Source organism: Nocardia sp. CA-128927 (assembly GCF_050955855.1).
GTDB lineage: Bacteria > Actinomycetota > Actinomycetes > Mycobacteriales > Mycobacteriaceae > Nocardia.
Genome location: NZ_CP192087.1, coordinates 6870166 through 6885875, shown reverse-complemented (window position 1 = coordinate 6885875; position 15710 = coordinate 6870166). Strand labels below are relative to the sequence as shown.

13 protein-coding genes are annotated in these 15710 nt (G+C 68.1%); 10 read left to right on the top strand and 3 right to left on the bottom strand.

The features are described 5' to 3' along the window. Positions 1–6: 6 nt before the first annotated feature. Together ACQPW1_RS31540 and ACQPW1_RS31535 are read right to left on the bottom strand one after the other, a co-directional pair. Entirely contained in the window at positions 7–1383 is a 1377-nt protein-coding gene (locus ACQPW1_RS31540) for a metallopeptidase TldD-related protein (protein WP_433665375.1), read from the bottom strand. Between the two features lie 11 nt (positions 1384–1394). Then, positions 1395–2948 (bottom strand): TldD/PmbA family protein, encoded by a 1554-nt coding sequence (locus ACQPW1_RS31535; RefSeq protein WP_433655404.1) that lies wholly within the window; start codon positions 2946–2948, stop codon positions 1395–1397. A 99-nt stretch (positions 2949–3047) separates the two neighbouring features. Between ACQPW1_RS31535 and ACQPW1_RS31530 the strand changes: the two genes are divergently transcribed. After that, positions 3048–3767, top strand: a complete 720-nt coding sequence (locus ACQPW1_RS31530; RefSeq protein ID WP_433655403.1) for a TetR/AcrR family transcriptional regulator — start codon at positions 3048–3050, stop codon at positions 3765–3767. Here ACQPW1_RS31530 and ACQPW1_RS31525 read toward each other — a convergent pair whose 3' ends face one another. Further along, a complete protein-coding gene (locus tag ACQPW1_RS31525) occupies positions 3768–4535 on the bottom strand; it encodes a TSUP family transporter (protein WP_433655402.1) in 768 nt (255 codons plus the stop codon). 202 nt (positions 4536–4737) lie between these two features. Here ACQPW1_RS31525 and ACQPW1_RS31520 point away from each other — a divergent pair, with 202 nt between their 5' ends. The 9 genes from ACQPW1_RS31520 (at position 4738) to lnt (ending at position 15486) form a co-directional block, all read left to right on the top strand. Continuing rightward, complete coding sequence (locus tag ACQPW1_RS31520) at positions 4738–6534, top strand: transposase (protein ID WP_433665256.1); 1797 nt, start codon at positions 4738–4740, stop codon at positions 6532–6534. Positions 6535–6692: 158 nt separating this feature from the next. After that, positions 6693–7865 carry a sensor histidine kinase gene (locus tag ACQPW1_RS31515; protein ID WP_433655401.1) on the top strand — a complete coding sequence of 391 codons (1173 nt, stop codon included), beginning with the start codon at positions 6693–6695 and terminating at the stop codon, positions 7863–7865. A gap of 421 nt (positions 7866–8286) precedes the next feature. Beyond that, positions 8287–8946, top strand: coding sequence for a response regulator (locus tag ACQPW1_RS31510; RefSeq protein WP_433655400.1), 660 nt, complete (start codon positions 8287–8289; stop codon positions 8944–8946). 242 nt (positions 8947–9188) lie between these two features. Next, on the top strand, positions 9189–9890 hold the full coding sequence (locus tag ACQPW1_RS31505) for a TetR family transcriptional regulator (RefSeq protein WP_433655399.1): 702 nt from the start codon (positions 9189–9191) through the stop codon (positions 9888–9890). A gap of 8 nt (positions 9891–9898) precedes the next feature. Continuing rightward, the gene (locus tag ACQPW1_RS31500) at positions 9899–11038 is read left to right on the top strand and encodes an FAD-dependent oxidoreductase (protein WP_433655398.1); all 1140 of its coding nucleotides are present in this window, start codon (positions 9899–9901) and stop codon (positions 11036–11038) included. A gap of 88 nt (positions 11039–11126) precedes the next feature. Next, the gene (locus ACQPW1_RS31495; protein ID WP_433655397.1) at positions 11127–11609 is read left to right on the top strand and encodes an FxsA family protein; all 483 of its coding nucleotides are present in this window, start codon (positions 11127–11129) and stop codon (positions 11607–11609) included. Positions 11610–11685: 76 nt separating this feature from the next. Beyond that, positions 11686–11928 (top strand): hypothetical protein, encoded by a 243-nt coding sequence (locus tag ACQPW1_RS31490; RefSeq protein ID WP_433655396.1) that lies wholly within the window; start codon positions 11686–11688, stop codon positions 11926–11928. A gap of 40 nt (positions 11929–11968) precedes the next feature. Beyond that, positions 11969–13564: an amidohydrolase gene (locus tag ACQPW1_RS31485; protein WP_433655395.1), complete on the top strand. Its 1596-nt coding sequence runs from the start codon at positions 11969–11971 to the stop codon at positions 13562–13564. 284 nt (positions 13565–13848) lie between these two features. Beyond that, on the top strand, positions 13849–15486 hold the full coding sequence (lnt, locus tag ACQPW1_RS31480) for an apolipoprotein N-acyltransferase (RefSeq protein WP_433655394.1): 1638 nt from the start codon (positions 13849–13851) through the stop codon (positions 15484–15486). Positions 15487–15710 lie beyond the last annotated feature (224 nt).

Here is a 15710-nt window from a genome sequence, read left to right as displayed (position 1 = left end):
GTCGAATCAGGTTGCCTGACTGACCGAAGACATGTGGAAGTCGGGAATCCGCAACGGCGGCATGGCCGTTCGGGTGAACCAGTCCTTCCATTCGCGCGGCAGCGTGATCTCGGTGGCACCCGCCTCGGTGACGCGCCGCAGCAGATCCAGCGGGCTCTCGTTGAAGCGGAAGTTGTTGACCGCGGCGGTGACCGCGCCGTTCTCGATCAGGTAGACACCGTCGCGGGTCAGTCCGGTGAGCAGCAGGCTGGCCGGATCGACCTCGCGGATGTACCAGAGCGTGGTGAGCAGCAGTCCGCGTTCGGTGCGGGCGATCATCTCGTCGAGCGAGGCGTCGGAGCCGCCGGTGAGCAACAGGTTGCCGCCGGGAACCGTAGCGGCGGTGTCGAATTCGGCGGCCGTGGCGCGCGGGTAGACCAGCGATTCGATGACGCCCTCGCGCACCCAGTCGACCCGCTCGGCGGACAGGCCGTTGTCGAAGACCGACATCGCCTGGGAGGACGAGGAAGTCGCGACGAACGGACGATACTCGAGCCCGGCCGCGGTCGGATCGGAGTAGAGCGTCAGCGGAATGTCGGTGAGCCGCTCACCGATTCGCGTGCCGCCCGCGCGGGAGAACGCGGTGTGACCCTCGTGCGCGCCACGGCCCTCCATCTCCCAGTTCATGTAGATCATGAGATCGGCAACCGTGGAGGGCGGCATCAGCGTTTCGTAGCGGCCTGCGGGCAGGTCGACCTTGCGCTTGGCCCAGTCCAGCCGCCGGGACAGCTCGGTGAGCATGCCGGGCACGTCGACATCGGTGAAATCGGCGGTGCCGACACCGACCCACGCGCTGGCGAGATCGGTTCCCGCGCCGCGCTTTCCGTTGATCTCCACCGAACCGGTGGGTTGCACGAAGCGGCGCCGGAGTCCGGTCGAGGTGCCCAACCAGGTGGTGTGCACCGTGTGGTGGGCGAAACCGTAGAGCCGGTCGCTGCCGTCGAAGCCGGTCGACAGACCGCTGGCGAGGTCGGTGAACACCTCGATGCCGGTGCTGCCCGGCGCGGCGGCCCAGTCGTCGGGGGACCCGTCCGGTGCCAGCAGCGGCATCGCGTCCCTGGCGGGTTCGGCGGTGCGGGCCGCCTCTTCGCTCTTGCGCACCACTGCTTCGATGTCGGCGGGGTCGACGCTGGTGGAGCCGATGGTGCCGACGCGCGCCGCATCGGTGCCGTCGCGGAAGATCGAAACGACGGACCAATCGCGCGACACCGACGACCCATTGGTGGTCATCGAGTTTCCGGCCCACCGCAGCGATGCGTCGTGCGCGTCGGTGACGATCACGATCGCCTCGTCGGCGCGGGACAGCGCGAGCGCCCGCTCGACGACCTCGCCCGCGGCAATGATGGTCTGCACGGTCACTGACCCGCCTCCGTCCGCGTGTTGAGAATGTTGATGCCGCGCACCAGCACCGACGGGCAGCCATGACTGACCGCCGCGACCTGACCGGGTTGCGCCTTGCCGCAGTTGAACGCGCCGCCGAGCTGCCAGGTGGACGGCCCGCCGACCGCCTCCATGGCACCCCAGAAGTCGGTGGTGGTGGCCTGGTAGGCGACATCGCGCAGCTGGCCGTCCAGCTTCCCGTCGCGGATCCGGAAGAACCGCTGACCGGTGAACTGGAAGTTGTAGCGCTGCATGTCGATCGACCACGACTTGTCGCCGACGATGTAGATGCCGTTGTCCACCCGGGAGATGAGCTCCTCGGTGCTGGTGTCGCGCTCGGGGTCGGGCTGCAGCGAGACGTTCGCCATCCGCTGGATCGGCACGTGATGTGCCGAGTCCGCGTAGGAGCAGCCGTTGGAACGGTCCAGGCCGAGGCGTGGCGCGAAGACGCGGTCGAGTTGGTAGCCGACCAGGATGCCGTCGCGCACCAGGTCCCAGCGCTGCCCGGCGACGCCCTCGTCGTCGTAGCCGACGCTGGCCAGGCCGTACTCCTGGGTGCGGTCACCGGTGACATGCATGACCGGCGTGCCGTACTGCAGGCTGCCGAGCTTGTCGGGGGTGGCGAAAGAGGTGCCCGCGTAGGCGGATTCGTAGCCGATGGCGCGGTCGTATTCGGTGGCGTGGCCGATGGATTCGTGGATGGTCAGCCACAGGTTGGTCGGGTCGATCACCAGGTCGGTGGGGCCGGGGGTGACGGTCGGCGCTTTGACCTTCTCGGCGAGCCACTCGGGGATCTGCGCGAGTTCGCCCTGCCAATCCCAGGTTCCGTCGGCGCCGGTGACGTACTCCCAGCCGCGACCGACCGGCGGCGCGAGTGTGCGCATGGTTTCGAACACGCCCGCCGAGGAATCGACCGTGGTCGCCTCGAACACCGGGTGCAGTCGGACCCGCTGCTGGGTGATGGACGAACCGGCGGTGTCGGCGTAGAAGGTCTGCTCCTTCACCTGCAGCACCGACGCCGTGACGTGGTCGACGCCGTCGGAGCCGGACAGGCGTCCCGAGTAATCCTGCAGCAGTGCGACCTTGTCGGTGGTCGACACGGTGAAGGGATCGAGGTCGTAGGCCGAGACCCAGTGCACGTTGTCGTAGATCGGCTCGTCGGCCAGTTCGACTCGCTCGCGGTTGAGGGCGCGCAAGGTCGTCGCCACCGTCACCGCGCTGCGGGCCACCTCCACCGCGGTCTCCGGTGTCAGCGCGGCGTGCGAGGCGAAGCCCCACGTGCCGTCGACGATCACCCGGACCGCGAAGCCGAGCTCCGCGTTGTCGGCGATCGACTCGACCCGCCCGTCGCGCAGCCGGATCGACTGGGTGACCAGCCGATGCACCCGCAGGTCGGCATGTTCGGCGCCCGCCGCCTTCGCCGCGGTCAACGCGGCCTCGGCGAGCGCGGCCAGGGGGAGGTCGAGGAACTCGGCGTCCACATCCTTCGAAGTCGCGATGCTCACCCGGTCCAACCTAGTCTGTTCCATCCGAGAGCACTTGCGCCTGCCCCGATTACACGCCGTGCGAGTTTGCAGCGCATGCAAACAAGCACGAAATGCGCAGTGGCACACCATGAAAGACAGGGCATGAGCGGGGAGAACGGCACGCGCGGAACCGCCGCTTACCGCGTCTGCCTCGCGAAATGCCGTACTGTGCCCGCCGTGCCGCCATCCGCCCTTCGTGACCGCAAACGCGAACGTACCCGCCGAGCCCTGCTCCAGGCAGCCGTAGAGCTTTTCGAGACGAGAGGCTATGAAGAAACGACGGTGGCCGACATCGCCGCGGTGGCCGATGTCGGGACCCGCACCTTCTTCAACTACTTCGCCAGCAAGGAAGAACTGCTCTTTCCGGAGACGGACGAGCGAGTGCGGGCCGCGGTGGCCGCGATCGGCAGCCGGCGACCGGGGGAGCGGCCGGTCGAGGTGTTGCTACGGGCCTTACGCGCGGCCGGGGACAATCCCGGCGAGCATCTCGTCGACGATCTGAACGCGCGGATCGCCGCATTGCGCGCGCAGGTGTCGCGCACCGTGCCGTCGGTGAGTGGCCGGGCCGCGCACGCGCAGCTGGTCGCGCAGCGGGAGATTGCCCGTCAGCTACACATCGCGTTTCCGAACGAGCTGGACGAGGTCGGCGCCGCGGCGCTGGTCGGCGCCGTCGTCGGTGCCGTGTCCGGCGCGCTCACCGTGCTGTTCCAGCAGCCGATCAGCGGCGCGGAGGACGGGGAGCGGCTGCACCGGCGCATCCACGAGACCACCTCGCGGGTGCTCAAGCCGTGGCTCGCCTCGCAGGTCGAAACCCGGGGCTGATCAGCCGAACTGCTGCCAGCCCAACCGGATCACCATCCCGATCACCACCACGAGCAGCACGACGCGAACGAACTTCGCGCCGTTGCGCAGCGCCATGTGCGAGCCGACGATCGCGCCCGCCACATTGCCGACCGCCATGGCCGCGCCGAGCGCCCAGATGATGTGGCCGGTCGCGCCGAAGAAGATCAGCGCGCCGACGTTGGAGCCGCAGTTGATCACCTTCGCCATCGCCGCCGCGCGGACGAACTCGGTGCCGAGCAGGGTGGCGAAGGTGATGATGAGGAACGTGCCGGTGCCGGGGCCGAGCAGGCCGTCGTAGAGGCCGATCAGACCTGCGGCCAGCGCGATCGTGAGGATGAACTTGCGGCGCGTCGGCGCGTGCGTGGCCAGGGTGACGCCGATCGATGGGCGCAGCGTGACGAACACCGCGACGGCGACCAGCACCACCATCACGATCGGGATGAACAGCTCGCGATCGATCAAAGACACGGCGGCAGCGCCGATTCCGGCCGCGACCGCGGCGATCGCCGCCGCGGGCAGCAGCACCCGCCAGCGCAGCGGCACCTTCTTGGCGAAGGTCACCACCGAAGCGCTGGTGCCCGCGACCGCGGCCAGTTTGTTGGTGCCGAGCGCGGTCTGCGGTGCGATGGTCGGCGCGACCAGGAACAGGGTCGGCAGGATGATCAATCCGCCGCCGCCGACTACCGCGTCCACCCAGCCCGCGGCCGTGGCCGCGGTCAACAACACCACCCAATCACCGATCTGCACGCTGCCAGCCAACCAGAGCACGCGCCCACGACCAGTGAGCGGTCCAGTGCTCGCCGCACACGTCCTGATTTCCCGCATACGAAATCGCATGCAATTCCATCGGGCTGTTGCGAAATGGTGGGTGGGTGTTGTCCGGCCGCGTAGCGGCCGGGCAACAGGATTTGTGGGTTGTTGGGTGTGTCGAGGGTTGGTGATCGATGATGTGTTGGTGGCCAAGGGTTATCGCTGGGTGGATCGTGATCAGCAGTTTTTGATGCCGCCGGATATGCGTGAGTGGTTGAGTGATTCCGATCCGGTGTGGCTGGTGATCGAGGCGGTGGCGGGGTTGGACACTTCGCGGTTGCATGCCAAACGCCGCACTGGTGGTGTGGGGCGTGCGGGGTATGACCCGGATATGTTGCTGACGTTGTTGATTTGGGCGTGGGCCCAAGGCCAGCGGTCCTCGCGCAAGATCGAGTGGTTGTGCTCGCGTGATGTCACCTTCCGGGTGATCTGTGCCGGGGATGTGCCTGATCATGTGACCATTGCCCGGTTCCGTGGCGAGCTGGCTGATGTGGTGGAGGAGTTGTTCACCCAGGTCCTGGTGTTGTGCGCGCGTCTGGGTATGGGCCGGTTGGGGGTGGTGGCGATGGATTCGGTGAAGATCGCCTCGAACGCGTCGTTGAGCGCGAACCGCACCGAGGAGGGGTTGCGGGCGGCTGCTGGCGAGCAAGCCGTCGCTGATGCGGCGCGGGCGGCCGCGCGGGCGGCGGCGGCCGAGCATGCGGCCACCGATGCCGCCGAGGACGAGCAGTTCGGGCCCGATGAGCGTGGTGGGGGCATGTCCACGGAGTTGGTCGAGCCCTCGGCTCGGGCGGCGCGGATCGCTGCGGCGTTGGCGGAGTTGGAGGCTGAAAACGCCGCTCGCGCCGAGGCGCGTGAGGGGGCCGGGGCCCGTCGGCGCGAGCGTGAGCAGGCCAGGCAGGTCGCTCGTGATGCGATGGTCGCTGACTATCAGCGCCGTCGTGACGAGCGGGGGCCCCGGGTCGGGTTGCCCCCGGCCGAGATCCGGGTGCAGGTGCTGACCCGCAACTGGGAACAGGCCCGCGCCGCGCAGCAAGCCAAGATCGAGCGCTGGCTGGCGGCGGGCGGGCGCGGGCGCCGGCCCGCCCCGGTGGATGAGGAGTACGCGGTCAAACGCGTGCGCCGGGCATTGGATCGTGCGGTCGCCGCGCAGGCGGTAACCGCGCAGGCCGAGGCGGTGACCCGGGCTGGGGCGGCCCGCAAGGCCGCCGAGCGGGCCGGCAACGATAAAGACGCCCAGCGCAATATCACCGACCCCGAGTCTCGCCCGATGCCGCTGCGCGGCGGGGGATGGTTGCAGGGATTCAACTGTCAGGCCGTCACCTGCGGCGACGGACTGATCATCGCTACCGGGGTCGCCAACAATCCCAGCGACTGTCCCGCCTTCGCCGAGATGATGGGCAAGGCCGCTACCGCCGCCGACCTCATCACCGCCCACCATCCCGTAGACACACACGAAAACCCTTCTATCGCAACACTTCTCAACGACTACACGGCCGCGGTAACAGCCCCGGCCGGTCCCGACACCACTGGTGAAACCTCACCCGCCCCGATCGGAATGCTGCTCGCCGACGCCGGCTACCTGAGCACCGATAACCTCACCGCCGCCGGGCCCGCCCGGCTCATCGCCATCGGCAAACGCCGTGACCTGGCCACCGCCGCCCGCACCCGGCCCACCACCGGCCCCCCGCCCACCGACGCGCCGGTGATCGAGCAAATGGATCACCGGCTGCGCACACCAGAAGGCGCCGCCCTCTACAAACAACGCAGCCACATCGCCGAAACCCCCTTCGGCCACGCCAAACACAACCTCGGCTTCCGACGCTTCACCAGCCGCGGAACCAGCCGGGCCGCAGCAGAATTCAGCTTCCACGCCCTCGTTCACAACCTGTTCAAAGCCATCGGAACCCGCCACCTCACCCTGGCGCCCTGCTGACAAGCAGGACCGGGAGGATCTACCAACCCCGTGTTGCCGGCCACTACGCGGCCCGCAACACCAGCACCCATTTCGCAACAGCCCGCCATATGCGGGAAATCAGGCGGTGTGCGGCGCTGTTGTCGGAGGGCGGGTGCCGGTCGCCTTAGGGTGAGGTGGTGCGTCGGTTCAGTCTGTGGCTTCGCGGGAAGCCCATCGTTGCGGATTCGATGCTGGCGCTTGTCCTGTTGGTGCTCGAGGTGCTCGGGGCCACCAATGCGGAGAACAAGATCGCGGCGGTCGCGATCGGGTTGTTCTTGCCGCTGCCCGTGGTGTTCCGGCGGGTGTATCCGCGGGCGATGGCGGCGGTCTCGTTGCTGCTGTCGTTCACGACGACCGCGGTGCAGTACGTGGTCGGCGACGAGAAGGTCGAGCACATCACGCTGTTCAGCCTCGGCATCATGCTGTACACGTTGGTCGCGTATGTCGGGCGGCGGGATGGACTGTGGTTCGGAGTCGGACTGGTCATCGACAGCGGTCTGTCGGCCTCGGCGGGCATCGTCGCGCCCAGTGATCTCATCTTCACCGCGATGTTCTTCGCATTGTGCTGGACGTTGGCCGAATTCATTGGCGCGCGACATGCCTACGACACTGAAGTCGCGGCCCGGCTTGCGGTCGCCGACTACGACAAAGAACGCCGCGCACACGACGCCGTCTCCTCCGAGCGCACCCGCATCGCACGGGAACTCCACGACGTGGTCGCGCACGCGGTCAGCGTGATCATCGTGCAGGCCGACGGCGCGCGATACGCCCTGCGCCGCGACCCCGACGCGGCCGAACAAGCCCTCGGCACGATCGCGGGCACCGGACGCGAGGCACTGCGCGAACTCCGCAGGACCGTCGCGCTGCTACGCACCGAACACGCCCCCGACCAGCTGCCGCAACACGGCACCGCGGGCCTCGCGAAGGTGGTCGAGATGATGCGCGGCACCGGCCTCGCCGTCGAACTCGAACTGACCGGCGAACTCGACGACGTCGCCCCCGAGGTCAGCCTCGGCGTACACCGCATCGTGCAGGAATCCCTCACCAACACCCTCCGCCACGCGGGCCCGCACCCGAAGGCGTGGGTCCAGGTCCGTCGCCGCGACACCGACGTCACCATCGACATCACCGACACCGGCGGCATCCCCCTCGACGAACCCGCCGTCCGCATCAAAGGCGGCGGCATGGGCCTGGTCGGCATGCGCGAACGCATCGCCGTCCTCGGCGGTACCTTGGAAACCGGCCGCTCCGCCGACGGCGCGTGGCGCGTCCAAGCCACCATCCCCCTCGAACCGGGTTTCCCGGAGTAATCCGCTGCGCACGGTCCGCCCGCTGCGCACGAGTCCGCCCGCCGCGCACGAAATTGCCCACTGCTTCGTGCGCGTCGTGCGAAAAGGTGCGCGGCGATCGCTCCGCTCGACGGTGCGCGCGAATTCGCCTGCTGCGCTCGGATTCGCCTGCTGCGCGCGGGGCTGGGTGTCGCGTGCGTGTTTGCTTGCCGCGCACGAAATCGCTAGCTGATTCGTGCGCGGCAGGCGACAGCGTGCGCGGCATCACCCCGCTCGCTGCCGCGCGCGTAGTTTGGGCGGGTTGCCCGCTGCGCGGGTAGTTGTCTGCCGCGCTCGAATTCGCTGGCCGCGCTCGAATTCGCCAGCTGATTTGCGCGCAGCAGGAGGAGCGGTGCGCGGCGGATGGACTGGGGTGTGTGGGTGGGCACGTTAGATTAGGGGCGTGCCGATCACCGTTCTCGTTGTCGATGACCAGGAACTCATGCGTATGGGGCTGAAGATGGTGCTCGGTGCGCACCCGGATATCGAGGTGATCGGGGAGGCAGCCAATGGGGCGGCCGCGGTCAGCCGGGCGGCGGAGTTGCGGCCCGATGTGGTGTTGATGGATGTGCGGATGCCCGTGGTGGACGGGGTGACCGCGACCGCGCGGATCGTCGAGGCCGGACACGGCTGCCGGGTGTTGGTGATGACCACCTTCGATCTCGATGAACACGCACTCGGCGCGTTGCGCGCCGGTGCCAGTGGCTTCCTGTTGAAGGACACCCCGCCGGAAGATCTGATCTCCGCCATTCGCAGCGTTGCCGGGGGCGATGCGGTGGTGTCGCCGAAGGTGACCAAGCGCCTGCTGGATCGGCTCATCGCCGAGGATCCGGCGCGCATGCGCGATCCGGGTGTGCTCGACGTGCTCACCGCCCGCGAACGCGAGGTACTCGAGCAAATCGCCGCGGGTCGCTCGAACGCCGAAATCGCCGAGCAGCTCTACCTTTCCGAGGCCACGGTCAAGACCCACGTCGGTCGCGTACTCACCAAACTCGGTCTGCGCGACCGAGTTCAGGCCGTCGTGCTGGCCTACGAGACCGGGCTGGTTCGCCCCGGCGGCTGATAGATCAGCCCCGCTGCGCCGATACCCGCAGGCCTGCAACGGAATTGACCCTCTGTGAGCCGCTGAGCAGTGGCGGGGGCTGGCGTAGGCACTGAACCAGTTCTGAGGTCGTATCCCGTCGGGTGCGGCCGCTTTCATAGTCGGTCGATTGAGCGCGACCGTAAGGCTCCCCGGCCTGGAGCTGCCTCGCCTTGTGATCTAACGAACATGTTCGTAACGAACATGTTCGTTATAGTGGAGTCATGCCTACAGATCCACGTGCACCGCGAAGCCGCCGCGAGCGTCCGGCGAAACCGGCGCTGACCAGGCCTGGAATCATCGCGACGGCTGTCCGGCTGATGCGTGCCGAAGGTCTGGAACGAGTCACCATGCGACGTCTCGCGGCGGAGTTAGATACCGGGCCCGCGTCGCTGTACGTGTACGTCCGCAACACCGCCGAACTGCACGCCGCAGTTCTCGATGAGATGCTGGGCGTGGTCGATCTCGCCCCGGTCGACGCCTCGGGCGACTGGCAGGATCGTCTCGTCCAGCTGCTCACGTCGTACACGATGGTGCTGTACGACAACCCCGGCCTCGGCCAATCCGCCCTGGTCGCCCGTCCGTCCGGCCCCGGCTACCTGAACCTCCTCGAAGCGATCCTCGCGTTGCTGAACGAGGGCAACGTCCCCGACGACCGCGCGGCCTGGCTCTGCGACGTCCTGCTGCAGTTCGCCACCGCGAACGCCGCCGAACACGCCACCCGAGACCGCGACACCGCGGCCGAACAGGACACCGACGCGCTGGTCGCCGCCATTCGCAACGCCTCGGCCGAAAATCACCCCAGGATCGCCACTTTGGGCGACGACCTACTGTCCGGCCCCGGCGCCGACCGCCTCGACTGGGGCTTCCATCTGCTGATCAACGGCGCGTTGCACACACCGCGCCCCACCGACAACAACCGTTAGGGAATGCCATGTCGCAACACCATCCCATCGCCGTAATCGGCGCAGGCCTCAGTGGCCTCGTGCTCGCCCGCATCTTGCACATGCACGGAATCGCAACGGCCATATACGAACTCGACGACTCACCGACCGCCCGCAATCAAGGCGGCATGCTCGACCTGCACGTGGAGTCGGGCCAAGCCGCCCTGCACGCGGCAGGGCTGTTCGGGGAGTTCCGTGCGCTCGTACACGCGGGCGGCGAGGAAATGCACATCATCGACAAGCACGGCAACGTCCGCATGCAAGAGTCCGGCGGGGATGGCGATCGACCCGAGATCGACCGCAACGACCTACGCCGCATACTGCTGAACTCTTTGCCCGACAATACGATTCGCTGGGGCGCCAAGGTAACCGATGCGCGCGCCCTCGGCGACGGCAGGCACGAGGTGACCCTCGCCGACGGCACCACCTTCGCCACCGACCTGCTCATCGGCGCGGACGGCGCCTGGTCCAAGATCAGGCCGCTGCTGTCCGCAGCCACCCCGGCCTACTCCGGTGTCTCGTTCATCGAATGCGACCTGCCCGACGTCGCCACCCGAAACCCCGACACCGCCGAATTGGCAGGCGGCGGAATGATGTTCGCCCTCGCCGACCACAAAGGTATGCTCGCCCACCGGGAAACCGACGGCTCCATGCACACCTACGTCGCCTTCGCTACCGCGGCGGACTGGCTGAGCAGTATCGACTTCACCGACACCGCCGCAGCGAAAGCCGCTGTACTGCAACACTTCCAGGATTGGGACGACCGACTCCGCGCGCTGGTCGCCGACGCGGCGGGCCCACTGGTGCCACGCCTGATCAATACCCTGCCGATCGGCCACCGCTGGGACCGCACGCCCGGTGTCACCCTGCTCGGCGACGCCGCCCACCTCATGTCCCCCTTCGCGGGCGAGGGCGCCAACCTCGCCATGCTCGACGGCGCCGAACTCGCCGCCGCTCTCATCGCCAACCCCGACACTGAGCAGGCACTGAACGCCTACGAACAAGCCCTCTTCCCCCGCAGCGCGGAACTCGCCACCGAATCCGCCGAAAACCAGGCCCTGATGTTCGGCCCGGATGCGTTGGAGAAGCTGCTCGTCCAGATGAGCACCTACGGCCAACCGGTAGCCTGACGCGGATCTCAGCGGCCTCTCAGGCGGATTCGGGAGAAAAACGGCGCCGCCGGACGTTGCAACGAGTAGATCGTCCGAAAGGATCGCCATGCCCGCCCTAGTATTCGTCCTCTACGTGATCACCGAGATCATCGCACTGGTCGCCGTCGGCCAGTGGCTCGGTGTGATTCCCGCCATCCTGCTGCTGATCGCCGGATCTGCCGCGGGCATGCTGCTGATCGGTTCGCAGGGCCGACGGGTGTTCGAGCAGTTCCGTCGCGCCGGGCGCGGCGAGATCGCGCCCGGCACCGCGGTCGCCGACGGTGCGCTCGTCGCCACGGGCGGGTTCCTGATGTTCGTGCCCGGCCTGGTCACCTCGCTGTTCGGCCTGCTCCTGCTGTTGCCGCCGACGAGGATGCTGGTGCGTCCGGTGGTCACCGCGTTCGCCGCCCGCCGGTTCGGCAAGCTGGCCGCTTCGGTCCCGTATCGCGGTGTGGTGATCGATGGCGACCAAGTGGTCGACGGCGTCGTGGTGCAGCAGTGGTACGACGATGGTCAGGGCAACGCCCACCGCGCGATTACCAAGTCATAGTTTCGCTATTACCAACGAGTAGTAAAGGCGCGCGGGCGCGCTAGGGATCCGCGCGAAACAGGGCTATGGTGACGCGATGGCCACCGAGCAACTCACCATCACGGTGAGCGAGGAGCTAGCCGCAGCGGTCAAGAAAGCCGCGGCAGCTGCCGGACAGTCGATTTCCGGGTTCACCGCGGCCGCGCTGCGGCTGGAACTGATCGCCGTCGAAGCAGGTTGTCGATCCGGCTCGCACCTAGGGCCGTCACAGTTCGCCGAGGTGATGACGGTGCTGGCGTGCCCCGAGGACACGGCGCCGCATCCCGTACTGAACGGCTGACCTGAAGGCCCGAATCGGGCATACGGCAGACTGGTGCCTCGTGGGTACCCAGTTGCTTATCGGTGGTCGTTTCTACAGTTCCAGTTCCCCCGACGCGACAGCGATGGCGGTGAACGACGGAACCGTGGTGTGGCTGGGCGCTGAGCAGCCGGGACGGGCGATGCACCCTGATACGGAGATCATCGACCTGGAAGGCGCGTTCGTGGCGCCCGCCTTTGTCGACCCGCACGTGCACGTCACCGCGCTGGGACTCAAGCTGACCGGGCTCGATCTATCCGCGGCCCGTTCGCTGGAACACTGCCTGACACTGCTGCGCGACTTCGCCGCGGCACGTCCCGAGGGCGCGATCCTCGGCGACGGCTGGGACGAGACCACCTGGCCCGAAGGCCGCCCGCCCACCATCGAGGAGATCGACAAGGCCGCGGGCGCCAGGTACGTGTATCTGTCCAGGGTGGACGCGCACTCGGCCGTGGTGTCCTCGGCCCTGCTCGACGCCCTGCCCCAGGTGACCTCCGCCGACGGATTCACCCGCGGCGAGCCGATCCGGGCAACCGCGCATCACCTCGTGCGGACCACCGTGCTCGCGGAACTCGAACGGGCACAACGGGATCGAGCCAGGACCGCCGCACTGGACCACGCCGCCGCACACGGCATCGCCGCGGTGCACGAATGCGCGGGCCCGGAAATCTCCGGCCGCACCGACATTCGTGAACTGCTCGACTTCCGGCACGGCGTCGAGGTGCGCGCGTACTGGGGCGAAGCGGTGAGCAGCACGGACGAGGCACGCGCACTGGTCGACGAACTCGGCGTACACGCCCTCGGCGGCGACCTGTTCGTCGACGGCTCCTTCGGCTCACACACCGCCTGGCTGCGCGACCCCTACACCGACGACCCGGGCACCGGCCGCGCCTACCTCGACGCCGATACCATCGCCGCGCACGTCCGCGCCTGCACCGAGGCCGGTATCCAAGCGGGCTTCCACGTGATCGGTGACGCCGCCATGGACGCGATCATCACCGGATTCGACCGCGTCGTCACCGAATTCGGCGGCCCGGCCGTCGCCGCCCGCGGCCACCGCATCGAACATGCCGAACTCCTCGACGCGGATCAGATCGCCAAGCTCGCCGCGTGGGGCGTGATCGCCAGCGTGCAACCAGGATTCGACGCGGCCTGGGGCGGTGCCGATGGCATGTACGCCGCCCGGCTCGGCGCCGAACGCGCCGCCGCGCTGAATCCCTTCGCACCCATGGCCGCAGCGGGCATCTCCCTCGCCATCGGCTCCGACGCGCCCGTCACCCCGCTCGATCCCTGGGCTGCCGTTCGCGCCGCGGCCAACCATCGCACCCCCGGCCATTCCCTTTCGCCGCGTGCCGCTTTCGCCGCCGCCACCCGCGGCGCCTGGCGCGCGGGCGGCGTTCGCGACGGCATCGCGGGCACCCTGGTCCCCGGCGCTCCCGCCTCCTACGCGGTATGGGACGCCGACCAACTCGTCGTCGCGGCAGCCGCCGACACCGTCCAACGTTGGTCCACCGACCCCAGGTCGCGCGTTCCCGGATTGCCTCCGCTGGCACCGGATTCGCCCCTGCCGACCTGCCTGCGCACCGTGCACCGCGGGGCAACGATCTATGAAGCGTGAACGCGCCGCCCGGCTCGGGCCGGCGCAGCGTGGGTCGGTCGAGGTGAGCGCGTGGCCGGGAGCCGCATCTCGTCGCGGCGGCGTGGCCGAATCCCACAGCGCCACAACGGCCGTCGGCGGCGACGTTCCGGTGGGTAGCTCACGGGCCGTCGCGCACCCCGGTGTCAGCTCGACCGAGCACCGAGTCGGGTTGCGCGGCCATCGAATCCACCGGCATCGGCGTGCACGCTGTCGGTTCGGTCAGATCTCGCAGTATCGGGGAATCACGGCACTCGCCGTATCGCATGGGAAGGCGACCACACGTGGTGCGTGAACGACTGTCGGCGGCACTGACTCGGTACCCGGTGTTGTGGCGATCGGTGGCGGCGATTGTGGCCGGGCTGTTGTTGTTCGGCAGCTTTCCGCCGAGGCCGTGGTGGTTCCTTGCGCCGCTCGGCATTACGGTGCTCACGCTGACCGTGCGCGGGAGTGGCCGATTGCGCGCCGGGTTCGGATACGGATTCCTCGCCGGGCTCGCGTTTTTCGTGCCACTCTTGCCATGGACCGGAATCTACGTCGGCCCGCTGCCGTGGCTGGCGCTTTCGGCGGTGTGCGCGGTGTACATCGGACTGTTCGGGCTGATGGCGCGGCTCGTCGGCAAGCTGCCCGGCTGGCCGCTGTGGGTGGCGTTGGCGTGGGCGACCGCCGAGTGGGCGCGGTCCAGTTTTCCGTTCGGCGGATTTCCGTGGGGCCGTTTGGCATTCGGCCAGGCCGACGGCTGGTTCCTGTCGCTGGCCTCGCTCGGCGGTGCACCGCTGGTCAGCTTCGCGGTGGCACTCACCGGAACCGGCGCTGCGGCACTGGTTCTGGCCGCGCGATCGATGCGCGCAGCCGACTCGGATGGTGTTCCCCCGACCCCACGAATCGCATTGGTCACCGCCGCAGTGACTTTGGTCATCATGCCCATCGCGGGCCTCATCCTCGGCGCCACCCTGCCCGACCCCGATCAAGGCGACCGCACCATCACCGTCGCCGCCATCCAGGGCAGCGTCCCCCGCCTCGGCCTCGACTTCAACGCACAGCGCCGCGCCGTGCTGGACAACCACGTCCGCCGCACCAAGGAACTGGCCCGCGCGATCGAGGCGGGGCAGGCGAAGAAGCCTGATGTGGTGATCTGGCCGGAGAATTCGTCCGACATCGACCCGCTGCGCAATGCCGACGCTTCGGCGCTGATCACCGAGGCGTCCGCGCAGATCGGCGCGCCGATCCTAGTCGGCGCGGTGCTGGTGAACAGCGACCGCACCACGACGAACTCGGTGATCGTGTGGAACGGTGCCGCGGGCCCGGGGGAGCGGCACGACAAGAAGATCATCCAGCCGTTCGGCGAGTACCTGCCGATGCGTTCGTTCTTCCGGCTGTTCTCCGAATACGCCGACCGTGCCGGGTATTTCGTGCCCGGCCACGGCGACGGCGTGGTACACGCCGACGGCATCCCGATCGGTGTCGCGACCTGCTACGAGGTCGCCTTCGACCGAGCCTTCGAGGACGCGATGCGCGCGGGCGCCCAGCTGCTCACCGTGCCGACCAACAACGCGACCTTCGGCGACAGCGAGATGACCTACCAGCAGCTGGCCATGTCCCGAATCAGGGCGGTCGAGCACGGCCGCGCCCTTGTTGTCGCGGCAACCTCGGGGGTCAGCGCGATCATCGGTGCGGATGGCAGTGTGCGGCAAGAAAGTCCGCAGTTCGTGCCCGCCGCTTTGGTAGCCGACCTCCCGCTACGCACCAGCAACACCATAGCAACTCATGTGGGACCCGCGCCAGAACGCGTTTTCGTCGTACTCACCGCTGTCGCAATGGTGGTCGCGGTGCTCCGGCGGAGGGCGTCGCGGGCTGCAAACAAGACCGACCGGAAGGTACGAAGCGCCGAAATCGTCGGCTGAAGGTCTCGGGGAGATAACCTGTCTCCCGGTTTTTTCTGTGGTTGCTGTGAGTGACTCGTCATGTAACGAATCGTTCGCAAGGGTGCGTTTGGGCGGCCGTAAGTGCTTGTCAGCGCATGAATGTCCTGACACTTCGGTGGTGCCTTCTGGGCGGTTTGTGTAGTTAGCTAAACGTTTGCTAGCCAAACAAGGCTGTCGCCGTTAGCGTGCGATGTGAAACAAAT